The organism is Rhizobium sp. L9 (assembly GCF_002531885.1).
GTDB lineage: Bacteria > Pseudomonadota > Alphaproteobacteria > Rhizobiales > Rhizobiaceae > Rhizobium.
Genome location: NZ_NWSZ01000013.1, coordinates 33,235 through 59,401, shown reverse-complemented (window position 1 = coordinate 59,401; position 26,167 = coordinate 33,235). Strand labels below are relative to the sequence as shown.

Genomic DNA, 26,167 nt, shown 5'->3' with positions numbered 1-26,167 from the left:
CGATAGTGCGGGTCAGGCGGGATAGATGCCGAGAAAGTGTTGCAGATATTCCGAAAGGATCATCGACGGCACCAGCAGCACCAGCGTCAGCGCCCCGACCATCAGCGCGTGATCGTGGCAGATCATTCTGAGAATGCGCGCCAAAGCGAAGACCTGCGCCAGCATGAAGGCGAGCAGCAGCAGCGAGACGAGGCCGACCGTGCCGGGCAGGAAGAACACCAGCGCCAGCAGCAGACCGTTGATATAGGAGAGCGGCACGCCGAGCCAGTTGACGCTGACGACGACGGGGGCGAAGCGCTCGCCCATGCGGAAGACAAGCAGCAGCAGCCCGGCAAAGACCAGCGGCACGAACCAGTTGGCGACCTCGACAAGGCCGAGCCTGATGTAGAAGGCAAGATCGACATCGGCCTCCGGCGGCATCGACCGCAGGAAGGCCTGTCGCCACCAGAGCCAGGAAATGCCCATCGGCGGCAGGCACCAGGCCATCGCCCAGAACGACCGGTTGACGCCGCGCTCCGACAGATCGAGGAAGCGGAAGCCGCGCGGATCCATCCGGATCAGCAGCCAGAGGCCGGCCAGGTAGTACTGAACTTCTCTAAGACCCGGCATGGGCGAACCAGCGGTCGATGAAGGTCTCGTAGATCGCCGTCAGCGTCTCCAGATCGGCAACAGTGACGCGCTCGTCGACCATGTGCATCGTCTGGCCGACCAGGCCGAACTCGACGACCGGGCAATAATCCTTGATGAAGCGCGCATCCGACGTGCCGCCGGTGGTCGAAAGCGCCGGTGACCGGCCGACGACGCTTTCGACGGCAGACGACAGCGAAGCTATCAGGGCGTTGTTGCGGGTCAGGAAGACATGGCTCGGCCGGTCCGCCCAGACGATATCGTATTTGACTGGCTCGCGGCCCGGACGCAGCTGGCCATGGCCGGCGGCGGCTTCGAGCCGGCGCAGGATTTCGGCGCGCAGCGTCTCGACGGTCCAGCTGTCGTTGAAGCGGATATTGAAGCTTGCCGATGCCTTTGCCGGAATGACGTTCGTCGCAGGATTGCCGACATCGACCGTCGTCACTTCGAGGTTCGACGGCTGGAAATCGTCGGTGCCGCCGTCGAAAGGCGGATCCATCAGCGCCTGCGTCAGCTGCAGTATACCGCGCACCGGATTGTCGGCGAGGTGCGGGTAAGCGGCATGGCCCTGAACGCCATGTACGATGATCCTGCCCGATAGCGAGCCGCGCCGGCCGATCTTGATCATGTCACCGAGCCGGTCCGGATTGGTCGGTTCTCCGACAAGGCAGGCGTCCCAGCGTTCGCCGCGCTCCGCCGCCCATTGCAGCAGTTTGATCGTGCCGTTGATCGCCGGGCCCTCTTCGTCGCCGGTAATCAGGAAAGAGAGTGAGCCGGCAGGCGGCCCGTTCTTTTCGATGTGGCGGGCAACGGCGGCGACGAAACAGGCGATGCCGCCCTTCATGTCGACGGCGCCGCGGCCGAAGAGTTCGCCCTTTGATATCTCCGCGGCAAAAGGCGGGTGCGTCCAGGCGGCTTCATCGCCAACTGGCACGACATCGGTATGGCCGGCAAACATCAAGTGCGGGCCGTTGCTGCCGAGGCGGGCATAAAGGTTCTCGATATCGGGCGTTCCCTCTTCGCTCGCTCTCACTTTGTCGACTTTGAAGCCAAGCGGCGCAAGCATCGCCGCGAGGGCCGTCAGCGCGCCGCCTTCGGCTGGTGTGACGGAGGGGCAGCGAATCAGCGTCTGCAGATTGGCGACGGGATCGGTAACGGTCATGGCGGTCGAATTATCCAGCGGCAATGGCAAAGACATGGCAAGGCGGGGCCGCCTCGCGCAAAAAGACGCCGTCTGTTTACCGGATCAATCTCCCGATGTCATCAATCGCGAAGCAGCTCGTTGATACCAGTCTTGGAGCGGGTCTGTTCGTCGACGCGCTTGACGATGACGGCGCAGTAGAGATGCGGCGCCGGCTGGCCGTTTGCCATCGTCGCGTTGGCCGAGGCCATCGAGCCGGCGACGACGACGGAATAGGGCGGCACTTCGCCGTACATCACCTCGCCGGTGGCGCGGTCGACAATTTTGGTCGACTTGCCGATATAGACGCCCATGCCGAGCACCGAGCCTTCGCGGATGATGCAGCCTTCGACCACTTCGGAACGGGCGCCGATGAAGCAATTGTCTTCGATGATGGTCGGGCCGGCCTGCATCGGTTCGAGCACGCCGCCGATGCCGACGCCGCCGGACAGATGCACATGTTTGCCGATCTGCGCGCAGGAGCCGACCGTCGCCCAGGTGTCGACCATCGTGCCTTCGCCGACATAGGCGCCGAGATTGACGAAGGAGGGCATTAGGATCGCATTCGGGGCGATATAGGCCGAGCGGCGCACGACGCAGTTCGGAACGGCGCGGAAGCCCGCGGCGCGGAACTGGGTTTCGCCCCAGTTCTCGAACTTCGAGGGGACCTTGTCCCACCAGACGGAATTGCCCGAGCCGCCCTTGACCACTTCCATGTCGTTGAGGCGGAAGGACAAGAGCACCGCCTTCTTCAGCCACTGATTGACCGTCCAGGCGCCGTCGGCGCCGCGGGTCGCCACGCGAGCCTTGCCGGAATCGAGCAGATCGAGCGCCGCTTCGACCGCATCACGGACCTCGCCCTTCGTCGACACGTTCACATTATCGCGATTGTCGAAGGCCGCTTCGATGGTCTTTTCCAGGGATGCGAGGTCGGTGGCGCTCATGAGAATTCCTTAAACTTCGATCTTTATCGTGGAGACGGCGGAGTCTCCGGACATGCGATCGGCGTGGGTTTGTCCTGCTCTACAGCATGCACGCGTAGAACGGAATGATTTTTCGAACAAGATCATACCTGGATTCAAGGCGTTATAGCGACATATCCGGTTTCACGGCCGGCAATACTGAAAGGCATTTCGACATGGCGAAGGGACGAAACGGCGGTTCTAGGCGCAAGGACGGCGTATGGGACCCGTTGAAGAGCAGCTCGACCGACAGGCAGCGCGCCGAAGCCGTGCCGAAGACGCCGCAGACGCTGTCGCCGGCCTATCGCCTAGCCTATGTCGACGAGGATTTCCTCTGCCGTGAGGAGTTGCGGCCGATCCGCCTGCAACTGGAACTGTTGAAGACGGAGATGATGCTGACCGAGCGCGGCATCCGGTCGACCGTCGTCATGTTCGGCGGCGCCCGCATTCCCGCCCCCGGCCAGAGTGCCTGGGCGGCGCGCAACGAGATCCAGCGCGCCAATCTGGAGGCGGCCTCCGTCTATTATGACGAGGCGCGCAAATTTGCCCGTCTCTGCTCGAAATATTCGGCGGGCTTCGACTTTCAGGAATATGTCATCGTGACCGGCGGCGGTCCCGGCGTCATGGAGGCCGGCAATCGCGGTGCGGCCGACGAAGGCGCGCCGTCGATCGGTCTCAACATCGTGCTGCCGCACGAGCAGGCTCCGAACGTCTATGTCACGCCCGAGCTCAGCTTCAACTTCCACTATTTCGCCATTCGCAAGATGCATTTCATGGTACGCGCCAAGGCGATCGCGGTCTTCCCCGGCGGCTTCGGAACGCTCGATGAATTCTTCGAATGTCTGACGCTGATCCAGACCGGCCGCATGGAACGTCTGCCGCTGATCCTGTTCGGCGAAGCCTTCTGGCGCCGCATCATCAATTTCGAAGCCCTGGCCGAATTCGGCACGATCGCGCCCGATGACGTCAAGCTGATCAGCTTCGTCGACACGGCTGACGCCGCGTGGAAGATCGTCCAGGATTTCTACGAACACCGCGAACCGGGCCAGGGTCTCTGAGATATGCTCTTTCCCCGTCGGATGGGGAAAGAGCAGGGGCAACGGTTCGTCCGCGCTTACAGCAGCGGCCGATCCGGCATGTCGTCGATCGAGATGACGCCATCCTTGTTGCGGTCCATGCGCGTGAACAGCTTGTCGAAGGCGGCCACGGCCTCCTGTTTGGAAATCTGCCCGTTCTCGTCGGCGTCGATCCGATCCATGATCATCGAAGCGCGCATGATGTTGCCGCCATGGCGCATCCAGCGATGACCGTCATGGCCGTCGCGCGGCGGCTGCCCGGAGTCGCTGTCCGGCATGTCGGGCGCGGCATTCGCGTCCTTCTCGTCGCCGGCGTCCTGTTTGTGCTGATCTCTCATCGCCTGCAGCTGCGTCTGCCGGTACTGCCGGATTTCGCCGGGCGTCAGCGACCCGTCATTGTTGGTGTCGATCGCCGCGAAAATCTTGTCGAGGCCGCTCGTCGCCTCCTCCTTGGAGACCTTTCCATCCTTGTTTGCGTCGAACTGCTTGAGCATGCGGACATAGGTGATTTCGAGGAAGGCGTCGCGGCCCGGGCGGTCCATACCGGCATGATGCGGGCGCGGCCCGTCGCCCGGTGCGGCAAAGCTTGCCCCGGCTGCAGCGCCGAAGATTAGGACGGAGGAGAGCGCTGCCAGTATCAGCTTGTTGCGGTACATCGTGTTTCCCTTTCGTAAGGTGTCCCCTCACGAAAGAAGCTATGGCAGCGGGCCTGAAAGACCCAGTTAAACATCGGTAAGCTGTGTGAAACTTTCGTAACCTGGCGGTCAGCCGCCGGATCTGGTCACCTTGCCGAGAAACGCGACGAGGTCGTCGGTGACGAAATCGATGTGATCCTCGTCGCCGCTGGTCTTTTCCCACCATTCGACGATGGTCTCTTCCAGGTTGCGCGGCACAAGCAGCACGGTTTGCATGCCGAGCGCCTTCGGTACCGTCAGATTGCGCGGCAGATCCTCGAACATCGCCGCCTTGTTCGTTTCGACCCGCTTCAGCGCCGCAAACTTGTCATAGGTCGCCTGCGCCGGCTTCGGCACGTACTCGGCGGCGACGATGTCGAAAATATCGTCGAAATGCTCGAGGATACCGAGCGCTCCGGCGGTCATCTCTGCATGTTTGACGCTGCCGTTGGTAAAGATGAACTTGCGCCCCGGCAGCGCCTTGATCGCTTCGCCGAGTTCCGGCTGCGGCGTCAGCGCCGAATAGTCGATCGCATGCGCCTTTTCCAGGAAGTCGTTCGGATCGATGCCGTGATGGATCATCAGGCCCTGCAGCGTCGTGCCGTGGTCGAGATAATACTGCTTCTGCAGCTTGCGCGCTTCTTCCCGCTCCATCTGCAACAGCGCCGCGACATAGGCGGTCATGTTCTTGTCGATCTGCGCGAAGAGATTGATGTGATGGGGATAGAGCGTGTTGTCGAGATCGAACACCCAATCTGTCACGTGTTCGAAATCGGCTTTTTCAGGCGTACGGTCGATCTTGGTCATGGCCGCCCTTATGGCACGGCTGGTCGCCCAAGGAAATCGACAGAGAAAAAATAGACGCCCGATTTTCGGCGGACGCGGCAGGCCTGGGATGTTAGAAAGCGGTCATGCTTTTCGAACGCCCCGACGATGACACGCTCTATGATGCCCTGATCGCGCGCAGCGCCGAGTATGAGGGCCAGGCCTATGTCTGCGTCAAGACGACAGGTATCTTCTGCCGTCTGACCTGTCCGGCGCGCAAGCCGAAGCGGGAAAATACGCTGTTCTTCGAGACAATCGCCGCCTGCATGCATTCCGGCTTCCGCCCCTGCCGGCGCTGCAGGCCGTTGGAGCAGCCGGGCAGGGAGCCGGTCGTCGATCTGTTGCTTGCCGCACTCGACGACGAGCCGGAGGTTCGCTGGAGCGAGGAGGAGCTCGTGCGCCGCGGCCATGATCCCTCGACCGTGCGGCGCGCCTTTAAGCGGGCGCTCGGCATGACCTTCCATGACATCGTCCGTTATATCAGGCTCGGCGAAGCGGCCCGGCAACTGGCGGATGGGGCGCGTGTCATCGATGCCCAGATCGACGCGGGGTACGAATCTCCGAGCGGTTTCCGGGCGGCGTTCCAGCGGCTCGTCGGCAAGGCGCCGGCACTCTCGCAGAATCACGAACTGCTTTTTGCCGACTGGTTCGATACGCCGCTCGGGCCGATGATCGCGGTCGCGGACAAGACGCGTCTGCATCTTCTCGAATTTCACGATCGCAAGGCGCTACTGAGCGAACTCGAAGCGCTGCAGAAGCGCGTTCGCTCCTCCCTCGCAATCGGTCGCACCCCCGCGATAGATCAGATTGAGGCGGAAATCCGCGATTATTTCGAAGGCCGGCTGACCGTCTTCAGGACCCCTCTGGCGCTCGGTGGCACGCCCTTCGAAAAGCATGTCTGGGGAAAGCTGATGGAGATCCCGGTCGGGCAGACGCGCGCCTATGGCGATCTCGCCAGGGAGATGGAAAGGCCGGAGGTCGTGCGTGCGGTCGGCCGCGCCAATGGCGCCAACCAGCTTGCCATCATCGTGCCCTGTCATCGCATCCTCGGCGCCGATGGTTCTCTGACCGGTTATGGCGGCGGCCTCTGGCGCAAGCAATGGCTGCTGCGCCACGAAGAGAAGATCAGCATAGAGACAAGGATGGAGGAGACAGCATGAACCGGACTGAAAAGGCCAAGGCATTCGGCGCGCTTCACAAGAAGGGCGACCCGATCGTCCTCTACAATATCTGGGATGCGGGGACGGCGAAGGCCGTCGCCGATGCCGGCGCCAAGGCGCTTGCCACCGGAAGCTGGTCGGTTGCCGCAGCTCATGGCTTTGCCGACGGCGAGAAACTGCCGATGTCGGTGCTTGTAGAGACGGCGAAATCCATCACCGAGGCCGTCGACCTGCCGCTTTCGGTCGATTTCGAAGGGGCTTATTCGGCAGACCCTCAAGGTGCGGCCGCCAATGTCGCCAAGCTGATGGAGGTCGGCGTCATCGGCATCAATTTCGAGGATCGGGTGGTTGCGGGCGAGGGGCTCTATCCGGTCGACAGCCAGGCGGCCCGCATCCGCGCCATTCGCGCCATGGCCGACAGCAAAGACATGCCCTTCTTCGTCAACGCCCGCACCGACCTGTTCCTGGCCGAGAGCGACCTTTCGAAACATGCCGATCTCGTCGACGAGGCGATCGAGCGGGGCAGGGCCTACGCCGCGGCCGGCGGCAGCGGCTTCTTCGTTCCGGGCCTGATCGATCCCGCCTTGATCGAAAAGATCTGCGCAGCCTCGTCGCTGCCGGTCAACATCATGATGCGGACGGGCGCGCCTGATGTGAAAACATTGGCAAAGCTCGGGGTCGGCCGCATCAGCTATGGGCCGGGGCCTTACCGGTCGATGATGGAAAAGCTGAGGCAGGAGGCTGCGGCGATCTACAGCCTGCTCTGAGGCCAATCCGCGCGGGGCCGCATCCCGAGGAAAGGTTGCGGCCCGGAATGATCGCTCTGCTCAGGAACGGAAGCGCAGATTGCGCCGCGTCAGCTGGTCGACCGAGGTGCACCCCATCAGCTTCATGTCACGCTCGAGCTCGGTGCGCATCGTCTCCAGCGCCCGTTCGACGCCGGGTTGTCCGGCGGCTGCCAGCGGGAAGAGGTAGTAACGGCCGAGCCCGACGGCCTTGGCCCCCAGCGACAGCGCTTTGAGAACATGCGTTCCCCGCTGCACGCCGCCATCCATCATGACGTCGATCCGGTCGCCGACCGCGTCGACGATCTCGGCCAGCTGATCGAAGGCGCTGCGCGAGCCGTCGAGCTGGCGGCCGCCATGGTTGGACAGCACGATGCCGGTGCAGCCGATCTCGACCGCGCGCTTGGCGTCCTCCACCGACATAATGCCCTTCAGGCAGAATTGCCCACCCCAGGCCTGTACCATGTCGGCCACGTCGTTCCACGACATGGAGGGATCGAGCATTTCGGTGAAATAGCGGCTGATCGACAGCGCGCCGCCGTCCATCTTGACGTGGTTTTCGAGCTGCGGCAGCCGGAAACCCTCATGCGTCAGCCAGCCGATCGCCCAGGAGGGCTTGATCGCAAACTGCATCATGCCGGCGAGATTGAGCTTGAAGGGAATGGAAAAACCGGTGCGCTTGTCGCGCTCGCGGTTGCCGCCGGTGATGCTGTCGACCGTCAGCATCATCGCCTGCACGCCCGCCGTTTTCGCCCGCGCCATCATCTCGCGGTTTAACCCGCGGTCCTTGTGGAAATAGAACTGATAGACCTGAGGTCCGTCGCTGATCTGCCTGGCCTCCTCCAGGCTGATCGTGCCGAGTGAGGAGACGCCGAACATCGTGCCGTATTTCGCCGCTGCCGCCGCGACCGCCCGTTCCCCCTGGTGGTGAAACAGCCGCTGCAACGCCGTCGGCGAGCAATAGACCGGCATGGCCAGCTTCTGCCCCATGACCGTCACCGACATATCGACCTCGGCCACCCCTTTGAGAACATCGGGCACCAGATCACAATTGTCGAAGGCCGCGGTATTGCGCCGATACGTCACCTCGTCATCGGCGCCGCCGTCGATATAGTCGAAGATCGGCCCTGGAAGACGCCGCTTGGCCATGCGCCGGAAATCGTGGAAGTTATAGCAGTCTGTAAGGCGCATCTTTTCGCTCGAGCCGTTGATTTTCGGGGCGCAACCTAAAGCACGATTCGAAACCTTGCCAAGGCTTCATTGTACGATTTGCGACCTCTCGGCGCGAAGATTGGCCGCTCATCCCACCCGCCATGGCGGATCGACGCGGTTGGATCCGGCGAAATAAAGAACGACGCGGTTGCCGCCTAGATCGAACAGCTCCGCCTCACGCCACAGCCAGCTCTTGTCCTCCGGCCGCTTGCGAACCGAAGTCCGGCTGCGCTGAGCTTGGCGACCGTTTCGTCCAGATCCTTGCACTCGAAATAGACCGTCGTCCCGCCGCCGCCTTTCTCGCCCTGGTGAAGCGAAAAAGTGCTGTCCCCATCGGGGCAGACGAAACGCGCATACCGGGGACGCGCATCGACAACGGGGCGAAGACCGAGGACGCAGTAGAAATGCCAGCCCGCATCGAGGTCAGGCATCGTAACAGTCACCTGATTGAGGCGCCATATCCTCTGCTGAGGGCGCACCCGCATTGGCTCTGCCTTGCCGCGCTTCAATGCCAGTTATTGCATGGGATGCGATCCTTCAACACCTCTTTGCTTCGGCGCGGGGCATCCTTCAACGATCCTCGTCCTTGTACGTTGCCGTTGGTGTATAAACGGGCTGCGCGACGGGGATGCGTGTCATCCTTGGGTTTCGAACTCGTGCCTCAGCGAGCATCTCCGTCGCGATGTCTTCGCTCGAACGGTTGATTGGGCTTCGAGCCCGCGTTGCAAGGAGGAGCACCCATGCGTATCCCGCAAGCTTTCATGGTCGGCATCGATGTCTCGAAAGTCCATTTCGACGTGGCCGTCGAGGGCAAACGCGCCGTTGTCCGTTTCGACAACGACGCGCCAGGCCGGGCCGCGCTGGCGACGGCGATAGCCGGCGCCGAGCTGGCCGTCGTCGAGGCCACCGGCGGTTACGAGATGGCGATCGTTAGGGCGCTGATGGCCGCCGGTATTGCCGTCGCCGTTGTCAATCCCCGCCAGGTGCGCGATTTCGCCAGGGCCAGCGGCCGGCTGGCCAAGACCGATCAGGTCGACGCCCGCGTCATTCTCCACTTCGCCAGAGCGATGCGGCCGGCACAGATCCCCCATATCGACGACGGTCGCATCGCGCTTGCTGCCCTGGTCGCCCGCCGCCGCCAGCTCATCGACATGGCGGTCGCTGAGAAGAACCGCCTCGAACACGCCCCGCAAGCCGTCGCCACCCTGATCGGCGAGACCCTCGCCGCCCTCAAGAGCCAGCTCGCCCGCGTCGATGCCGCCATCGCGCTCGCCATCGAGGCCGAACCCGACATGGCCGCACGCCGCGACCTGCTGCTGACCGTGCCAGGCATCGGCGAGGTCGGCGCCGCCGTGCTCATCGCCGAACTGCCCGAACTCGGCGCCATCGACGACAAGAAACTCGCAGCCCTCGTCGGCGTCGCCCCGGTCGCCCACGACAGCGGCACCTGGCGTGGCCAGCGCCACATCGCCGGCGGCCGCGCCACCGTCCGCTGCGCCCTCTACATGGCAACGCTCTCGGCCATTCGCTGCAGTCCGGCCATCAGGGCCTTCCACAAACGACTGCGCGCTGCCGGCAAACCACCCAAGGTCGCGCTCGTCGCTGCCATGCGGAAATTCATCGTCATGATCAACACTATCATCAAAAGACGAACCCCATGGAGCGAACCGCAACAACACGGTTGCTGAGGCGCGCAGACCGAAGGCCGGAGCCTCGAAGGACATGCGCCAGCGCTGCTCCTGCATTCATCGATTGGCAGCGCACCCGCCCCGCCCTTCGAGGCCCCTGCGGGGCACCTGAGGGTGAGGCTCTCTTGGGGGTTTACGCTTATCCTCTGACGCGGCTCATGCTGTGCCACCGCGCTCCTCTATGCTTCGGCGCGGCATCCACCGACGTCCCTCATCCCGAGGCGCGCGGCCCACAGGGCGAAGCCTCGAAGGACACGCCGCAGCGCTACTCCCTGTGCTCATCCCGAGGCCGCCCAACGCTGTCCCACAGGACAACGGGGCACCTGCATCTGCGGACAATCCGACACGCCGCACCCCTTCCCGCGGCTTGATCATGTGCGGGAGCTTGATTGCCGATGCCAGGCCGAGCCTTTCCAGCAGCCGGATGAAATGCCAGCCGAGGTCAAACTGGCCCGGCTCGATGCCGAGCCGGGCCGATTCGGGAAAGGCGTGGTGATTGCCATGGAAGCTCTCGCCGAAGGTCACCAATCCGAATCGCGGCAGGTTGTAGCCCTGCGCTGCGACATGATCGACGCTCCAGCCTTGATGGCCGCCACGATGGGCGAAATGGCCGACCAGCCAGTGCCCGGTCAGCGATACCGATATTCGCATCGCAATCCCCCAGACCAGCCACGGCAGCCCGCCGAGAGCGAAAAAAGCGAGCGCCAGAGGGAACTGCTGCGCCATCCATGTCGCCTCTAGGAAGCGATAGAAGCGGTCGTGTCGCACGCGCTCTTCAATCTCGAAACACGGCGGTCGGGCGAGCCTCACGACGCAGTGCATCTGCCAGAAGGAGTCGACCAGGAAAGACCGGGTGGGCATAGAGGTCATGGCAGTTTCGTTGCCGTTGCGCCCAGTCGCGAATGTCATGCGCGTAAATCATGCCGAAGGGGCCGGCCATGCCGACCAGCGTACCGAGATAGACGAGAAAATACTCGATCCAGAGAGGGGTGCGGAAGGAGCGGTGGATCAGCAGCCGGTGCATCCCGACTGAATGACCGAGGCAGATCGTGATGGCGGTCGAAAGGATAAAGACGGCAAAGGCGCTCCAGGTGAAGGTCGCCGGCCGCTAATGATGGCGATCAGGCTCATGGCGGTGATCCAGATCGACTTTGCCGGCACCCAGACGACTCTGCCCCTCGCCGGATCGCTGCTGTTGTCGATCATGCGGGCGGTGGAAATACTGCTCATGGCAAACTCCTTCCGATCGGGCGCATTCTTCACTTGAACATCGCCCGCCCGTTCATTAATTAAGGAAATACATAATTACCTTGCGCCAAGAAAGATAATTAAGCAATACCTTAATCGCTTAATTTGTACGTTTCATGCAATGATGCCGCTGCGACGGAGACCGGATTTGGAAGACGAGACTGGCGATGACATTACAGAAGGCAGCTCTCTCGGCGCCGCGCAACGGGTATTTCACGCGCTTTCCAGCGCGCCACGGCGAAAGATTCTTGCCTATCTCTCGGCCTCCGGGCTGACCGCTGGCGAGATCGCCGACCGCTTCAGCATGTCCAAGCCAGCCGTTTCGCAGCATCTTTCCGTTCTAGAAACTGCGGGGCTGATCCGACGGCAGAAACAGGGCCAGTTCGTTCATTATTCCCTGATCGAGACCAATCTGGTCAATACGCTCAACGGCTTCGTTCAGGAGGTCTGCCCGGTCGGTCGGCCGATTAAAAAGGAAAGCCAGGCGCTCGCCCGCGCGAAAGAGTCGCCTTGATAGGCGGGGATCCCATGCCGGTCTGATCGCCGGATAAAAGCGCGACAGGAGGGACCAGCTGGGCAGGCGCTGCGCCCGTGTAGAAAGATGCGCCTCTCGTGCGGCAAGGGGCGCAGCCTCGATCAGGGAACCATCAGCGTCCCGATGCCGTGAACGGTGAAGATCTCGAGCAGGACGGAATGGGCGGTCTGCCGTTCAGGATGAAGACGCCCTGCACGCCGGCCTTGACTGACCTTCGGATCGTGCGGCCTGAGGTCATTGACGGCGGCGAACTTGCGCCGCAGCTGGCTTTTGCTAGGCGAAGCTCCGCTGCATGCTGATGGCTTGTGCGACGAAATTTCGAACGACGGGCGAGCGCTCGTCACGCCGGGTCGAGAGGGCCAATCGTGCCTTTGGCGCGTCGCCGGCGATCGCAATGTAACGAACGCCGGGGACATTGATCTTGGTCATCTCCGCCGGTACGATCGAGATGCCGAGGCCGACGGCGATCAAGCTGGGAATCGCCGTGATTTGCGGCGCCGGCTGGCCAAGAACCGGTTCAAATCCCGCTCGTCGGCAGGCGGCGAGAATGTCGTCGAAAAAACCGGCGCCTGCCTCGCGCGGAAAGAGGACGAAGCTTTCTTCCGCAAGTTCGTCGAGCCGCAATGCCTGCGCTTTTGACTTGGCATGTCCGGACGGCAGGGCGATGACCATCGGCTCTTCGGCCAGAAGCTGAGACCGGGCTTGCGCCGGGTCGCCACTGCCCGGACGGATGAAGACGGCGTCGAGTTCGGCCGCATTCAGCCGTTCCAGCAATCGCGCAGTGGGCGCTTCCTCCAGGCTGAACCCGACCGCTGCATATTTCTCGCGAAAGACGTTGATCGCGGCAGGCACGATCGGATTGAAAACCGCTGAACTGGTAAACCCCACCCGCAGCCGACCCTGCTGGCCGTGCGCTGCCCGCAGAGCGCTTTGCTTTGCTTGTTCCGCCTGCAACAGGATGGCTCGAACTTCAGGCAGAAAAGCCTTACCCGCCTCGGTCAGTTCGGCGCCGCTCGGAAGGCGCCGGAAAAGCGACGTGCCAACCTCATTTTCAAGATCGCGAATCTGGTTGCTCAGTGGGGGCTGTCCGATGCCAACCCTGCGCGCCGCCCGCGTAAAGTTCAGTTCTTCAGCGACGGCAATGAAATAACGAAGGTGACGCAGCTCCATGTCATACCTTTAAGATATCAACATCGCCTGTGCAATATATTGGAAATACTCCTTTCGCCTGTCCACATAACCGCAGCGCACTCGCCCTGCCGGTGCGCGATTATAGCGATTCAGGAGTTCAACATGCGTGCAATTGGAAAGCAGTTGCTGATTACCGGTGTTAGCTCGGGCCTTGGCCGAGCCTTCGCGGAAGCCGCACTCGCAAAGGGGTACAGAGTCGTTGGCACGGTGCGCAACGACGAAGCCGCAATCCGGTTTGAGAATCTGGCGCCCGGTCGTGCCATCGCCGTTCAGCTCGACGCCGCCGATGTCGAGGCGATTGAACCGGTTGTTATGCATATCGAGAAATCAGTCGGTCCCGTGGACGTTCTCATCAACAATGCCGGCTACGGACATGAGGGAACATTGGAGGAATCGCCCATCGAGGAAATGCGCCGGCAATTCGAAGTTAATGTCTTCGGGGCTGTCGGAATGATGAAGGCCGTCCTGCCGTTTATGCGCCGGCGACGGGCAGGCCATATCATCAACATCACCTCCATGGGCGGTTTCATCACCATGCCGGGCATCGCATATTATTGCGGAAGCAAATTTGCGCTGGAAGGCGTGAGCGAGGTTCTTGCAAAAGAAGTGAAAGACTTCGGCATCTCGGTCACAGCGGTGGCTCCTGGCTCGTTCCGAACCGATTGGGCGGGCCGCTCCATGGTGCGTAGCGGCAGGAACATTGCCGATTACGATGCGCTATTCGATCCGATCCGCAGGGCACGTGAGGAAAAGAACGGCAAACAGCCGGGCGATCCTCGTAAGGCAGCCGCAGCCGTGATGGCGCTGGTCGAGGCAGAAAAACCACCTGTCCATTTGGTGCTTGGAGCCGATGCCCTTTCGCTCATCCGCGACAAGCTGAAAAGCTTGAGCGCGGAAATCGACGCCTGGGAAAACCTCACGCTTTCGACGGATTTTGCCGAAGCATGAGAAAGGGGCGCCTGCAAGCGCCCTGTTCGATTAGGGCACGATCAGCGTTCCGATGCCGTGCTCGGTGAAGATCTCGAGCAGGACGGAATGGGCGGTCTTGCCGTTCAGGATGACGACCCCCTGCACGCCGGCCTTGATCGCATCGATGCAGGTCTCGACCTTGGGGATCATGCCGCCCGAGATAGTGCCGTCGGCGATCAGCGCATGCGCTTCGGCGACGGAAAGTTCCTTGATGAGCTGACCCTTCTTGTCGAGCACGCCGGGAACGTCGGTCAAAAACAGCAGGCGGGTGGCGTTGAGCGCGCCGGCAATGGCGCCGGCGAAAGTGTCGGCGTTGATATTGTAGGTCGCGCCGTCGCGGCCCGGCGCCACCGGCGCGATGACCGGTATCATCTCGGAGCGGGCGAGCAGATCGAGCAGCGTGCGGTCGACCTCCACCACTTCACCGACGAAGCCGAGATCGAGCACCCGCTCGATGTTGGAATCCGGGTCCTTGATGGTCTTGCGCGCCTTTTCGGCGAAGACCATGTTGCCGTCCTTGCCGCAAAGGCCGATCGCCCATTCGCCGGTCTGATTGATCAGCGCGACGATCTCCTTGTTGATCGAGCCGGCGAGCACCATCTCGACGATCTCGACCGTCTTCTGGTCGGTGACGCGAAGCCCGCCTTCGAATTTCGATTCGATGCCCATCTTGGTCAGCATCGCGCCGATCTGCGGGCCGCCGCCGTGGACGACGATCGGGTTGACGCCCGACTGCTTCAGAAGCGCGATATCGCTGGCAAAGGCCTTGCCGAGCTCGGGATTGCCCATCGCGTGGCCGCCGTACTTCACCACGATCGTCTTGTTTTCATAACGCTGCATGAAAGGCAGCGCCTGGGCGAGAAGACGTGCCTGGATTTCGCTTTCGGACTCGTTCATGGGGACCCCGCAGGAGTTGATCGCGGGCCTTTTATCGCAAGTTTCTGACAGAGGGAATAATCCAGACCGCAATAGTTTTTCGTATGTGGCACGGAGCCAAAGGAGTTGGACCCGCCGGCTGAGCGAGGCACGATATGGGGAACGGCATGCAAGGCGATGAGATCAAGGACCTGACGGCCGCGTCGCGCTCGATCGCCTGGCATTCATTGCCCTCTACAATCAGACTGCACCGAAACTTTTCGCAATCTGCCTGCGCATCTTGGAGGACCGCACGGAGGCCGAGGATGCCCTGCAGGAAGTCTATATCAGCATCTGGCAAGCGCTCGAAGCTTCCGGGCAGCCGCGGGATCGTCCTCGGCGTGGCTGGCCGCAATTGCCCGCAACCGGTCGATCGATCTGCTGCGTGCGCGCAAGCCCGTCACCGACGAACTCGAGAGCGTTTACGATCTTGCCGATTCCGAATCCGACCCGCAAAGACAGACGGTGACGAAGGATGAAGGAAGGCGGATTGACACCTGCATGGAAGAGTTGGAAGCTGATCATGCGGTCGCCGTGAAACGGGCTTATGTCGAAGGGCTGAGCTATCAGGAACTGGCGGATCAGTTCGGCGTTCCGCTGAACACGATGCGGACCTGGCTCAGGCGCAGCCTCTTGAAACTGAGAGAGTGCATGGAACGATGACATCGCCCGACAAAAGCAAGGGAAACCGCTCCCGCGACGAGGTCCTCGCCGGTGAATATGTCTTGGGCGTCCTATCGCAGCAGGATCGCCGGGTGGTGGAAGAGCGCATGCGCCGCGATCGGATATTTGCGGCGATCGTCAGCCGTTGGGAAACCAACCTCTCCGCCTTCAACGACGAATATGACGGCGTCGCGCCGAGCCGGGAAACCTTCAAGCAGATCGAGTCACGGCTGTTCGGCGAGGCCGGAAAACCCGCATCCTTTTCGCAGGGGCTGTGGAATTCGGCGGTCTTCTGGCGCTCTTTGGCGTTCGCCTGCATCGTCGTCGCCGTCAGTGCCGTCATCTTCGCCTCCGGCCTTGTGCCGCAGCCGCAGGGGCCGGCACCGCTGGCGGCCGAACTTTCGGGCCAAAACAATGCGGTCAATCTCCGCGCCTCCTATGAGATCCAGAGCGGCCGGCTGAAGATCGTGCCGGTCGCCGCCGGCAAGCCGGAGGAGAAATCGCTCGAACTCTGGCTGGTGCCGAGCAGCGGCGCGCCGAAATCGCTCGGCATCTTCCAGCCCGGCGAAAGCGGCGAACTCGTCATTCCCGCCGATCTGCGCAATAATGTCGCAGATGGCGCAACCCTTGCCGTCAGCCTAGAGCCTTTCGGCGGCTCGCCGAGCGGACAGGTGACCGGTCCGGTCATTGCGAGCGGCAAGGTGCACCGGCCATAACGATGCCTCGCGCGATGCGATGGCCAGGCCCGTCGCCAAGATAATCAAGGACAAGGAAGGACAAGGACAAGGACGAGGGCGTCGTCCACGTCGTCGATAAGGTGCTGTTGCCGACGATGTAAAACTATCCGTATCGGCAGAGGCATCGGGGGCTCTGCGGAGCGCCGCTTTTATTTCCAACCTGCAATGCCGACGGTTTCGGCGATCGCCTGGCGCAGGTCATCGAGCCCGTCGCCTTTTTCGGACGAGGTGGACAGCACGTAGGGATAGGCGGCCGGGCGCTTGCGGATCTTTTCCGCCGTGTCGGCCAGAAGTTTCGGCACGGCCGGCGCCTTGATCTTGTCGGTCTTGGTCAGCACCACCTGGTACGAGACGGCCGCCTTGTCGAGCAGGGTCAGAACCTCCTCGTCGTTCTTCTTGATGCCATGGCGGCTGTCGATCAGCACGTAGACGCGCTTCAGCGTCGCGCGGCCGCGCAGGTAATCGAAGACGAGCTTCGTCCACTTGTCGACCTGTTCCTTCGGCGCCTGCGCATAGCCATAACCCGGCATGTCGACGATCGCCGTCGGCGGCAGGTCGCCCGCTTCGCCAGAATATCCGTCCGGCACGAAGTAGTTGAGTTCCTGCGTGCGCCCCGGCGTGTTCGAGGTGCGCGCCAGGCCCTTCTGGCCGACCAGCGCATTGATGAGAGACGATTTTCCGACATTCGAGCGTCCGGCAAAGGCCACTTCCGGCGGTCCTTCCGGCGGCAGGAAGTTGAGCGACGGGACGCCGCGGATAAAAGTCCATGGGTGGCCGAAGAGTGGCTTTTCGTGTTCGGGCATGCGGGCTCGGCAATCTCCGGGTTCAGTCTTCTGTCGGCTTCGTGGTTTTGGCGGCGGATGTCAAGCTTTCAGGCGGGCAGCGTCTTGCTTCACAAGCTGGCCGGAAATGAAAAGCCCCGCCGAAGCGGGGCTTGAAAGCATCATTTCGACGGTGCCGTCTTTCGTCGGAACAGGCCCTTCAGATTGTCGAAGAGTTCGATCTTGACGCCGTGGCGCTTCATGATCACCGACTGCTGGATCACCGAGAGCGTGTTGTTCCAGGCCCAGTAGATGACGAGGCCGGCCGGGAAGCTTGCCAGCATGAACATGAACACCAGCGGCATCCAGTTGAAGATCATCGCCTGCGTCGGGTCGGGCGGCGTCGGGTTCATGCGCATCTGCAGGAACATGGTGACGCCCATGATCAGCGGCCACACGCCGAGATGCAGGAAGGTCGGCGCCTCAAAGGGCAGCAGGCCGAACAGGTTGACGATCGTCGTCGGATCGGGCGCCGAAAGGTCCTTGATCCAGCCGAAGAACGGGGCGTGCCGCATCTCGATGGTGATATAGATCACCTTGTAGAGCGAAAAGAAGATCGGGATCTGCAGCGCCACCGGCCAGCAGCCGGCGATCGGGTTGATCTTCTCGTCCTTGTAGAGCTGCATCGTCGCCTGCTGCAGCGCCATGCGGTCGTCGCCGAATTTCGCCTTCAGCTCCTCCATCTTCGGCTGCATGCGCTTCATGTTCGCCATGGAGGCGTACTGCTTGCTGGCGAGCGGAAAGAACAGCGCCTTGACGACGATCGTGGTGCAGAGGATCGCCACGCCGAAATTGCCGAAGAAGCGATAGAAGAAGTCCATCAGCTTGAACATCGGCTTGGTGATGAAATAGAACCAGCCCCAGTCGATCAGCCGGTCGAACTTCGGGATCGAATAGGAGGCCTCGTAGCCGTCGATGACGGGCACTTCCTTGGCGCCGGCAAAGACGAGGTTCTTGAGCTCAACCGACTGGCCCGGCGCAACGGTGAAGGCATCGTCCTTATAGTCGGCCTGATAGCGCGGCTGACCGTCGGAAAAATACGAGAAGTGTGCCTCATAGGCTGACGTCTGCGGCGGTACGATCGTCGCCGCCCAGTATTTGTCGGTAATGCCGAGCCAGCCGCCGGTGGATTTCGCCGGGGCCACGGCTTCCTTCTCCACCGCGCTATATTTGCTTTCGATCAGGCCGTCGTCGCCGATGACGCCGATAAACCCTTCGTGCAGCACGTAGACGGAGGGGGTCGTCGGCTTGTTGTAACGCGTCACGCGGCCGTAGGAGGAAAGCGAGGCAGGAGCCTGGCTCGAATTCTGAACCTTGTCGGCGACGGTAAACATGTAGCGCTCGTCGACGGAAATCGTGCGAGTGAAGGTCAGGCCCTTGTCATTGGTATAGGAGAGCGTCACCGGTGTCTTCTCGGTGAGCTTGGCGCCCTCCGGCGCCGTCCACAGCGTCGAGGGACCGGGGACCGCACCCGTTGCGTCGCTGCCGATATAGCCGAGCTCGGTGAAGTAACCATCCTTGGTTTCGGCCGGGCTGAACAGCGTGATGGTCGGGCTCGAGTCGTCGACGGTCTCGTGATAGCCCTTGAGCTTCAGGTCGTCGAGCCGGGCGCCGGCAAGGTTGATCGAGCCGGAAAGGGCAGGGGTGTCGATGACGATGCGCGGGGTCTTTTCGAGCGCCTGCTCGCGCGTCGCCGTCGCGGCTGCCTGGCCGGTCGGGGCCGCGCCGGTCGTTTGCGCCGGTGCTCCGCCGGCAGCAGCCGGCTGCTGCGTCTGCTCGGTCTGCTGTTGCGCCTTCTGGGCTTCCTGCGTCTTGCGCTGGGCCTCGATGCGCGGATTCATATAGAGAAACTGCCAGCCGAGGACGATCAGCACCGAGAGAGCGATCGCAATGAAATAATTGCGGTTGTTTTCCATCATAGGTTCCTGGGGCGTCCGTCTCCGGGGCGCCGGTGTTTCGGCCTGGTTTCCACGCGGGATTTCAATTCCGCGGCCAATTCCTGGAAGGACGCGTCGAGCACGTCCCTGCGCGCGACAACCACATAGTCGTGTCCGGGCTTCATTGCAAACCCCGCATGAAGCCGCACCGCCTCTTTCAGGCGGCGGCGCATGCGGTTTCGCTCTACGGCATTGCCATGTTTTTTGGTGACTGTAAAACCGACACGCGCCTGGCTGTCGGGTTCCTTCCGGTCGAGCACTTCGAGAAGGAAGAGTCCTCCCCGGCGTTTTTCGCCCTCGCGCACGGCAAGAAACTGCGGGCGGCTCTTCAGCCGCCCGACAGCGTGTTTTTTCTCACTGGTCGTCAATTCGCCCGCCATCTCTTATCGGGCAACCCGGCCTTAAGCCGAGAGACGCTTGCGGCCCTGCGCGCGGCGGGCAGCGATGACCTTGCGGCCACCCTTCGTGGACATGCGCGCACGGAAGCCGTGGCGACGCTTGCGAACAAGCTTGGATGGTTGGTAAGTACGCTTCATTTATTTAAACACCGCGGAGTGCGGCCCTTCTTGAATTTGCATGATGCAAGGAGCGTTGTTTTTCGAACGGGCGAGCCATGAAGGCCTTAGGTGACCGGACGTGCGGCGGCTTATACGGATGAAGCCTGCCAAAGTCAATTATAACAGATCATTTCACCGGTAATGCTGGCCTGCGCGTGGTTTTCGCATGTAAGTGTTAATAAGTTTGTTTTGCTCCAGAAGGTTGTGCTTGGTCGGCGCCGCGACGGAAGGTCATGCTTTTCAGCGACTTGTGCCTGGGGCGGACGCCGGCATGGCTAATATTCAGGGGCCATGATCGTAAACATTAGAAATGTAACTTTAAGGAATTTCGCGGATATTCGCACCATCAGCCGGGAACTGGCTTTCCAGGCAGTGATGGGAGCTAGGAGGCATTGCATTGAAGATCCGCGGCAAGATTAATCTGCTGGTTTGCGTAATGGGCGCCGTCGCCCTTCTGATCGGCGCAACGGCATTGTCCGCAATGCGCGAATACAGCCGCAACCTCACTGCTTACGAGCAGGCCGCCGCCCGCGCCTATGCCGGCGAGCGCCTCAATCGTTTCGTCACCGCTGTCGTCATGGAGTCGCGCGGCATCTATGCGGCGAAGACGATCAAGGATACGCCGAACTTCGCCAAGGGCATCACGGCCGCTCTCGATGAGATCGACAAGGTCATCGCCGGCTGGGCGCCGCTCGTTCCCGAAAGCGAGAAGGCCAACTTCGCCAAGCTCGTCTCCCGCGCCGCTGAATTTCGCACTTTCCGCACGGAAACGGCTCGCCTCGGCACCGAGGTCGGGCCCGAGGCCGCCAGCCAGCAGGGCAATAACGAGGCCAATCGCGCCAATCGCAAGGCCTTCCAAGCGGAAATCGATGCGGTCGTCGCTACCGACAAGGCGGCGCTCGAGGCCGTCAACGCCGAGATCGAAAGTTTCCGCTCCTGGGTCCTGACGCTCGTGCTCAGCATTACCGGCATCGGCATCGCGGTCGGCATCGGCATGGGCTTTTATATCGGCACCAGCCATCTGAGCCGCCCGATCAAGCGTGTCACCCACGCGATTAAGGAGGTCGCCAACGGCAATTTCGACGCCGAGGTTCCCTTTGCCGGCCGCAAGGACGAAATCGGCGAGATGGCCGCCGCTGTCGCGGTCTTCAAGGAGAACGGCCTCGCTGTCAAGCGCCTGAACGCTCAGGAGGCGGCGATGCGCGCCAAGAGCGACGATCTGCAGTCGAGCATGTCGGTCGTCGTGGCCGCGGCTGCGGCCGGCGATTTCAGCCATCGCATCGACAAGGACTATCAGGACGAGAACCTCAACCGGTTCGCCGGCAATATCAACATGCTGCTGTCGAGCGTCGATGCCGGGATCGGCGAGACCCGCCGCGTCATCGCAAGCCTTGCCGAAGGCGATCTGACCCAGACGATGAACGGCAATTTCCAGGGCGCCTTCGCCGAGCTGCAGCAGAACGTCAACAACAGCTTCGTAACGCTGCAGGCGACGATGCGCGAAGTGCGCGAGACGACCGAAGCGATGAACGGCAACACATCCGAGCTGCGCAATGCCAGCGACGACCTGTCGAAGCGCACTGAGCAGCAGGCGGCGGCCCTCGAACAGACCTCCGCCGCGCTCGACGAGATCACAGCCGTAGTCCAGAACTCCACCGAGCGGGCGCATGAAGCGACCGTCATGGTTTCAGAAGCCAAGGAGAATGCCGGCCGCTCCGGCGTCGTCGTCCGCAACGCCGTCGAGGCCATGGGCCGCATCGAGCAGGCCTCGCGCGAAATCAGCCAGATTATCAACGTGATCGATGAGATCGCCTTCCAGACCAACCTCCTGGCGCTGAACGCCGGGGTCGAGGCCGCCCGCGCCGGCGAGGCCGGCAAGGGCTTCGCGGTGGTCGCGCAGGAAGTGCGTGAACTCGCCCAGCGTTCGGCGACCGCCGCCAAGGACATCAAGGCACTGATCACCAAATCGGGCGATGAGGTGCAGGTCGGCGTCAAACTCGTCCAGGCGACCGGTGAGGCGCTGTCGGAAATCGGCACCCGCGTCATCGCCATCAACGACCATATCCATTCGATCGCCACGGCCGCGGTCGAACAGTCGACCGGCCTCAAGGAGGTCAATACCGCCGTCAACCAGATGGATCAGGTGACGCAACAGAATGCCGCAATGGTGGAAGAAACCTCTGCCGCCACCCACCGGCTTTCAGCCGAAGCCAACGGGCTGGTGCACCTCATTGCCCGCTTCAAGCTTTCGGATGCGGTGGCGCCCGTGGCGCTTGTGCGCAACGAGCCGCACAGGCAGCCGGTCGCCTCACCCGCCCACCGCGCGATCGCCAAAGTCGCCCGCGCCTTCGGCGGCAGTGCGGCTGCAGCCGAGCAGAGCTGGGAAGAGTTCTGAGACTTTTCCAACGCCCAGTAGCTGCCCCTCACCCTGACCCTCTCCCCGTAAAACGGGGCGAGGGGACGTGCCAGGCGCGACGTTGAGATGGAGGAGGCCGGTGCGGCATGTCCTTTCGCCCCGTTTACGGGAGAAGGTGCCGGCAGGCGGATGAGGGGCCGCCCGTCGCGCCAACCAGAGAGCAATTGCACCAACATAACGAATCACGACGCCGCCTCCGGCAGCATTTCGTTGTGGCGACGTGACGCTGCTCGCAAAGATTTGAAAGCGGAACCTATTGGTCTAATATAAAGCTCCAACGGTAAGGGTGGCCAAAGCGCTGCCGATCGGGCGAGACAAGAATGCCGGTGCGAAACCAGGGCGACAATCCTTCGGCAGAACCCCCAGCAGCCACCGAGGCTGCCAAGGGGCGGTGCCCGTCCGGCTTCTTCGGCGGGCTTTCGGGCAAGCTGCTCTGGCTCACCGTCGTCTTCATCATGCTCGCCGAGATCCTGATTTTCTTTCCCTCTGTCGCCAGCATGCGGATGCGCTGGCTGCAGGACAGGCTGAACACGGCCGCTGCCGCCGCCATCGTCATCGACGGGCTGCAGCCGATCGAGCTGCCGCGCGCCCTGCAGAAGGAAACGCTGGAGGCGACCGGCACCAAGGCGATCGTACTGCGCAAGGAAGGCACTTCGCGGCTGCTGGCAACGACTGACATGCCGACCTCCGTCGACGAATCCTATGACCTCACCGACGTGCCGCCGCTGACGGCGATCCGCGACGCGCTTGACACCCTGGTTTTCGGCGGCAGCAGGATGATCCGCGTCTATGGTCCGGTTGGTGAAAACAAGATCGGCGTCGAGGTTGTCATGAAGGATCGGCCGCTGCGCACGGCGATGTTCGCCTATTCCCGCAACGTGCTGCTGCTGTCGGTGCTGATCTCGCTTTTCACCGCGACGCTGATCTTCTTTGCGATCAACCGCATTCTGATCGGCCCGATTCGCCGGCTGACCGGCAGCATGCAGCAATTCTCCTCCGATCCCGAGAATCCGGCCCATATCTATATCGGCGACGGCGGCCGGGACGAGCTGGCGGTGGCCGGCCGCAATCTCACCTCGATGCAGATGGAGCTGCAGAAGACGCTGAAGCAGCAGAAGAACCTTGCCGCTCTTGGCCTCGCCGTTTCAAAGATCAATCACGATATGCGCAATATTCTGGCTTCCGCGCAGCTGATGTCGGACCGGCTCGTCGATGTCGATGATCCGATGGTCAAGAGCTTCGCGCCGAAGCTGCTGCGCACCATCGACCGCGCGGTCGGTTATACGACGGAGGTGCTGTCCTATGGCAAGGCGAGCGAATCGGCGCCGCGCCGCCGCCATGTTCGGCTGCTGGGACTGACACAGGACGTCAAGGATATGCTGGCGATCGATCCGCAAAGCGGCATCGAGTTTGTCGAACAGTTCGCTGCGGATCTCGAGGTCGATGCCGACGGCGAGCAACTGTTCCGGGTCATTCACAATCTCTGCCGCAACGCTCTGCAGGCGCTGACTTCGCCGGGCGAGGGCGGCCCCGGCGCCATCAGGCGCATCACCGTTTCCGCCCAGCGTGTCGGCAGCGTCGTCAGCATCACGGTCGACGATACCGGTCCCGGCATGCCGCTGAAGGCGCGCCAGAACCTGTTTGCCGCCTTTCGCGGCTCGGCCCGTTCCGGCGGCACCGGCCTCGGCCTGACCATCGCCCGCGAATTGGTGCTCGCCCATGGCGGCACGATCGCGCTGGTGGAAAAGCCGACGGTCGGCACCCAGTTCCGCATCGAGATCCCCGATCGCCCGGTTTCACTGGATGATTACCGCAATCGGACACAGGGTGAGAAGTGACGGGAGTTTCGCCGGAGCGTGGCCGTTGCAGACAAAGAGCGATTTTTTCAGAAATGCTCTTGCAATGTCCGAAAGGACCCTTTAGAGGATCGCCCACGCAAGCGGCGCCGCCGCTTCTGCCACGCACCCGTAGCTCAGCTGGATAGAGCACCAGACTACGAATCTGGGGGTCAGGAGTTCGAATCTCTTCGGGTGCGCCATTCTTTTCCTAATGCATTGAAGCTGAAAAACATCTAGGGTTTCAGAACCTTAGCGAGAGCCGCCTAGTACACAACGGTATCGCACAAGGGTGGGACACTCGATGGCAGGGCTCAGCTATATGCAGAGACGGACTTCAGGCATCTACGAGTTTCGAAAGCGGCTTCCTCAGGAGCTAGCCGGAAAGCCAGCGCCCAAGAACCCTCCCGCTGCCCTATCAGAACTCATCAATCCCGACACAGGACGCTTCAAGCGAGAGCTTACGGTCTCCCTCAAGACCAACAACTTTGCGGATGCTAAGCGCAAGGACATGAGGGAGGCTCTGAGGGTCACCGACCTCTTCGCCTTGGCCTCGCGATACCAGAGAGGGGAAGTGGGTGGCGAGATGGTCTCACTTCTGCGCTTGCCCTCAGTTGAGGAGATCGAGGCCGATATCATCGCCGCCTTGCTCAAGGAGGACGAGACTGAAAGGGAGCAGGGTGACGCGCGGCGCTACATGCAAACCCCTGAGGAGCGGGCCCAGTGGCCGGACCTCCTAGACCCCGGCTTTGGTCAGCTCGGGATGGCAGAAGGGCACCTTGAGGCCAAGCAAGACTGGCTTGAGACCCTCTCGCAGGAGTACCGCTCAGCCTACGCCAGCCGCAACCCCGACATCGTGAAGGCGGAACTTCATGCCTATCTCAAGGCTGGCAACTATCCGATAGACCCCTCATCACCTTATTACCGAGAGGCTGGCCTTGCGGTCCTTAGGGGTCACGTCAAAGCCTATGACCTCATGCTCAAGAGGCAGGAAGGTGAGGATATCCCGACCCCCAACCCTAGCCCAGCCAAGGGGCCGACCCTCTCGGATGCCTTCAAGGCGTGGCGTCAGGGGACCCCCGCGAGGGGTGGCAAGAAGGCATCCCCCAGCACTGTCAGGGAGGCGGAGAGGGCAGTCAGGTACTTCACGGAATGGCATGGGGACTTGCGCCTGGGGGACATCACCAAGGAGAAGGCGAGAGACTTCCGCACCAATGGGCTTGCGAAGATACCTACGAGGCTCACCGGGAAGCAGCGCTCAATGTCGCTCAGAGCCCTCGTCAAGAGCGGTGATGGTGGGCAGGAACTTATTCATGCCGCAAGCGTCAACAAGTATCTGAACCTCTTGGCCGCCATCGTGAGCGCCTGTGAGCGGGAGGGGCTCATGGACAGTCTCCCCGGCTTCAGCAATCCCTTCACCAAGCTTGGCCTTACCATCGACAAGCGCAATGATCCCAATCGCCGGGAGCCCTTCTCAGAGGCGGGCCTCAAGGCTCTGTTCAATAGCGGGGTCTATGAGCGGGGCGAGAGGCCGCTGGGGGGTGGCGGGGAGGCCGCCTATTGGGTGCCGCTCATCGCCCTCTTCTCCGGGGCGCGGCTTAATGAAATCGCTCAGTTGCGCCTTAGGGACCTGAGGCAGGACCTAGAGACCGGCTTGTGGTTCATCGACATAGGGACTGAGGGTGATCGGTCGATTAAGACGGCTAGCTCTCGAAGGCAGGTCCCATTGCATCCTGAGCTTATCAGGCTAGGCCTTCTCCGCTATCGCCAACATCGGCTTGATAAGGACCGTAAGGACACCGCCAGCCTGTGGCCCGACATCAAGTCTGCCGATGAGGCCTACCGCTCAACGGCGTGGTCCAAATGGTTCAATCGCTACCTGCGGACCTCTGTTGGTATCAAAGACCCATCGATCGTCTTTCACTCCCTGCGGCATACCTTCAAGCGGTTGGCGCGGGATGCTGGCCTTTCGGAAGAGCTTCATGACGCCTTGACCGGCCATGCGGGAGGCGGCGGGGTGGGCCGAAGCTACGGCTCCGGGTTTGGCTTGAGGGCTCTCGGAGAGGCTATGGCGAGGATAGGGGTCCCATCACCTGTCAAGGCACTGCCTGAGTGGGGGGCCTGAAGGTAGGGCGCAGGGGCAGGCTCCGAGAC

Annotated in this window: 23 protein-coding genes, 1 tRNA gene and 4 pseudogenes; 13 read left to right on the top strand and 15 right to left on the bottom strand. The window is 62.0% G+C overall.

Annotated features, from left to right (window positions below; genetic code table 11):
- Positions 1 to 12: 12 nt before the first annotated feature.
- The 3 genes from CO660_RS15290 to dapD form a co-directional block, all read right to left on the bottom strand.
- The gene (locus CO660_RS15290; protein WP_097599426.1) at positions 13 to 609 is read right to left on the bottom strand and encodes a hypothetical protein; all 597 of its coding nucleotides are present in this window, start codon (positions 607 to 609) and stop codon (positions 13 to 15) included.
- On the bottom strand, positions 596 to 1,789 hold the full coding sequence (gene dapE / locus CO660_RS15285; protein ID WP_097599425.1) for a succinyl-diaminopimelate desuccinylase: 1,194 nt from the start codon (positions 1,787 to 1,789) through the stop codon (positions 596 to 598). Before dapE ends, CO660_RS15290 begins: the two co-directional genes overlap by 14 nt.
- Positions 1,790 to 1,890: 101 nt before the next feature.
- Positions 1,891 to 2,751 carry a 2,3,4,5-tetrahydropyridine-2,6-dicarboxylate N-succinyltransferase gene (gene dapD, locus CO660_RS15280; protein WP_097599424.1) on the bottom strand — a complete coding sequence of 287 codons (861 nt, stop codon included), beginning with the start codon at positions 2,749 to 2,751 and terminating at the stop codon, positions 1,891 to 1,893.
- Positions 2,752 to 2,945: 194 nt separating this feature from the next.
- Here dapD and CO660_RS15275 point away from each other — a divergent pair, with 194 nt between their 5' ends.
- The gene (locus CO660_RS15275; RefSeq protein WP_097599423.1) at positions 2,946 to 3,827 is read left to right on the top strand and encodes an LOG family protein; all 882 of its coding nucleotides are present in this window, start codon (positions 2,946 to 2,948) and stop codon (positions 3,825 to 3,827) included.
- A 56-nt stretch (positions 3,828 to 3,883) separates the two neighbouring features.
- Here the strand turns inward: CO660_RS15275 and CO660_RS15270 are convergent, their stop codons facing one another.
- Both CO660_RS15270 and CO660_RS15265 read right to left on the bottom strand, forming a co-directional pair.
- Positions 3,884 to 4,501 carry an EF-hand domain-containing protein gene (locus CO660_RS15270; RefSeq protein WP_097599422.1) on the bottom strand — a complete coding sequence of 206 codons (618 nt, stop codon included), beginning with the start codon at positions 4,499 to 4,501 and terminating at the stop codon, positions 3,884 to 3,886.
- 108 nt (positions 4,502 to 4,609) lie between these two features.
- On the bottom strand, positions 4,610 to 5,326 hold the full coding sequence (locus CO660_RS15265) for a pyrimidine 5'-nucleotidase (RefSeq protein WP_097599421.1): 717 nt from the start codon (positions 5,324 to 5,326) through the stop codon (positions 4,610 to 4,612).
- A 104-nt stretch (positions 5,327 to 5,430) separates the two neighbouring features.
- Between CO660_RS15265 and CO660_RS15260 the strand changes: the two genes are divergently transcribed.
- Entirely contained in the window at positions 5,431 to 6,504 is a 1,074-nt protein-coding gene (locus CO660_RS15260) for a trifunctional transcriptional activator/DNA repair protein Ada/methylated-DNA--[protein]-cysteine S-methyltransferase (RefSeq protein WP_097599420.1), read from the top strand.
- Complete coding sequence (locus CO660_RS15255; protein ID WP_097599419.1) at positions 6,501 to 7,271, top strand: isocitrate lyase/phosphoenolpyruvate mutase family protein; 771 nt, start codon at positions 6,501 to 6,503, stop codon at positions 7,269 to 7,271. The genes CO660_RS15260 and CO660_RS15255 overlap by 4 nt, the downstream gene beginning before the upstream one ends.
- 60 nt (positions 7,272 to 7,331) lie before the next feature.
- Here CO660_RS15255 and CO660_RS15250 read toward each other — a convergent pair whose 3' ends face one another.
- Together CO660_RS15250 and CO660_RS15245 are read right to left on the bottom strand one after the other, a co-directional pair.
- Positions 7,332 to 8,480 (bottom strand): alpha-hydroxy acid oxidase, encoded by a 1,149-nt coding sequence (locus CO660_RS15250; protein ID WP_097599418.1) that lies wholly within the window; start codon positions 8,478 to 8,480, stop codon positions 7,332 to 7,334.
- Between the two features lie 108 nt (positions 8,481 to 8,588).
- Positions 8,589 to 8,986 (bottom strand): annotated as a pseudogene (locus CO660_RS15245) (VOC family protein).
- A 255-nt stretch (positions 8,987 to 9,241) separates the two neighbouring features.
- Here CO660_RS15245 and CO660_RS15240 point away from each other — a divergent pair.
- The gene (locus tag CO660_RS15240; protein WP_097599417.1) at positions 9,242 to 10,189 is read left to right on the top strand and encodes an IS110 family transposase; all 948 of its coding nucleotides are present in this window, start codon (positions 9,242 to 9,244) and stop codon (positions 10,187 to 10,189) included.
- 156 nt (positions 10,190 to 10,345) lie between these two features.
- Here the strand turns inward: CO660_RS15240 and CO660_RS15235 are convergent.
- Positions 10,346 to 11,350, bottom strand: a pseudogene (locus tag CO660_RS15235) (acyl-CoA desaturase).
- Here CO660_RS15235 and CO660_RS33850 point away from each other — a divergent pair.
- Together CO660_RS33850 and CO660_RS15230 are read left to right on the top strand one after the other, a co-directional pair.
- Positions 11,319 to 11,456: a hypothetical protein gene (locus tag CO660_RS33850; protein WP_245421336.1), complete on the top strand. Its 138-nt coding sequence runs from the start codon at positions 11,319 to 11,321 to the stop codon at positions 11,454 to 11,456. The pseudogene CO660_RS15235 and the gene CO660_RS33850 sit on opposite strands and share 32 nt — an antisense overlap.
- Before the next feature lie 129 nt (positions 11,457 to 11,585).
- The gene (locus CO660_RS15230) at positions 11,586 to 11,951 is read left to right on the top strand and encodes a metalloregulator ArsR/SmtB family transcription factor (RefSeq protein ID WP_097599416.1); all 366 of its coding nucleotides are present in this window, start codon (positions 11,586 to 11,588) and stop codon (positions 11,949 to 11,951) included.
- Between the two features lie 122 nt (positions 11,952 to 12,073).
- Here CO660_RS15230 and CO660_RS32810 read toward each other — a convergent pair.
- Positions 12,074 to 12,183, bottom strand: a pseudogene (locus CO660_RS32810) (acetylglutamate kinase); the annotation flags it as partial.
- A 62-nt stretch (positions 12,184 to 12,245) separates the two neighbouring features.
- Positions 12,246 to 13,142 (bottom strand): LysR family transcriptional regulator, encoded by an 897-nt coding sequence (locus CO660_RS15225; RefSeq protein WP_097599415.1) that lies wholly within the window; start codon positions 13,140 to 13,142, stop codon positions 12,246 to 12,248.
- A 123-nt stretch (positions 13,143 to 13,265) separates the two neighbouring features.
- Here CO660_RS15225 and CO660_RS15220 point away from each other — a divergent pair, with 123 nt between their 5' ends.
- Positions 13,266 to 14,111 carry an oxidoreductase gene (locus CO660_RS15220; protein ID WP_097599414.1) on the top strand — a complete coding sequence of 282 codons (846 nt, stop codon included), beginning with the start codon at positions 13,266 to 13,268 and terminating at the stop codon, positions 14,109 to 14,111.
- Between the two features lie 30 nt (positions 14,112 to 14,141).
- Here CO660_RS15220 and argB read toward each other — a convergent pair whose 3' ends face one another.
- Positions 14,142 to 15,029, bottom strand: a complete 888-nt coding sequence (argB, locus tag CO660_RS15215) for an acetylglutamate kinase (protein WP_011423809.1) — start codon at positions 15,027 to 15,029, stop codon at positions 14,142 to 14,144.
- A 146-nt stretch (positions 15,030 to 15,175) separates the two neighbouring features.
- Between argB and CO660_RS15210 the strand changes: the two are divergent.
- Positions 15,176 to 15,710: pseudogene (locus CO660_RS15210) on the top strand (sigma-70 family RNA polymerase sigma factor).
- On the top strand, positions 15,707 to 16,426 hold the full coding sequence (locus tag CO660_RS15205) for an anti-sigma factor (protein ID WP_097599413.1): 720 nt from the start codon (positions 15,707 to 15,709) through the stop codon (positions 16,424 to 16,426). Before CO660_RS15210 ends, CO660_RS15205 begins: the two are co-directional and overlap by 4 nt.
- Positions 16,427 to 16,596: 170 nt before the next feature.
- Here the strand turns inward: CO660_RS15205 and yihA are convergent, their stop codons facing one another.
- From yihA to rpmH, 4 genes are all read right to left on the bottom strand, one after another.
- A complete protein-coding gene (yihA, locus tag CO660_RS15200) occupies positions 16,597 to 17,250 on the bottom strand; it encodes a ribosome biogenesis GTP-binding protein YihA/YsxC (protein WP_097599412.1) in 654 nt (217 codons plus the stop codon).
- 140 nt (positions 17,251 to 17,390) lie between these two features.
- Positions 17,391 to 19,184 (bottom strand): membrane protein insertase YidC, encoded by a 1,794-nt coding sequence (gene yidC, locus CO660_RS15195; RefSeq protein WP_097599411.1) that lies wholly within the window; start codon positions 19,182 to 19,184, stop codon positions 17,391 to 17,393.
- The gene (gene rnpA / locus CO660_RS15190) at positions 19,184 to 19,585 is read right to left on the bottom strand and encodes a ribonuclease P protein component (RefSeq protein ID WP_085776768.1); all 402 of its coding nucleotides are present in this window, start codon (positions 19,583 to 19,585) and stop codon (positions 19,184 to 19,186) included. Before rnpA ends, yidC begins: the two co-directional genes overlap by 1 nt.
- 21 nt (positions 19,586 to 19,606) lie before the next feature.
- A complete protein-coding gene (rpmH, locus tag CO660_RS15185) occupies positions 19,607 to 19,741 on the bottom strand; it encodes a 50S ribosomal protein L34 (RefSeq protein WP_008524438.1) in 135 nt (44 codons plus the stop codon).
- A gap of 418 nt (positions 19,742 to 20,159) precedes the next feature.
- Between rpmH and CO660_RS15180 the strand changes: the two genes are divergently transcribed.
- From CO660_RS15180 to CO660_RS15165, 4 genes are all read left to right on the top strand, one after another.
- Positions 20,160 to 22,157: a methyl-accepting chemotaxis protein gene (locus CO660_RS15180; RefSeq protein ID WP_097599410.1), complete on the top strand. Its 1,998-nt coding sequence runs from the start codon at positions 20,160 to 20,162 to the stop codon at positions 22,155 to 22,157.
- Positions 22,158 to 22,498: 341 nt separating this feature from the next.
- On the top strand, positions 22,499 to 24,016 hold the full coding sequence (locus tag CO660_RS15175) for a HAMP domain-containing sensor histidine kinase (RefSeq protein ID WP_097599409.1): 1,518 nt from the start codon (positions 22,499 to 22,501) through the stop codon (positions 24,014 to 24,016).
- 123 nt (positions 24,017 to 24,139) lie between these two features.
- A tRNA-Arg gene (locus tag CO660_RS15170) sits at positions 24,140 to 24,216 on the top strand.
- A 101-nt stretch (positions 24,217 to 24,317) separates the two neighbouring features.
- Positions 24,318 to 26,138 (top strand): site-specific integrase, encoded by a 1,821-nt coding sequence (locus CO660_RS15165; RefSeq protein ID WP_245421333.1) that lies wholly within the window; start codon positions 24,318 to 24,320, stop codon positions 26,136 to 26,138.
- The last annotated feature ends 29 nt before the right edge of the window (positions 26,139 to 26,167 follow it).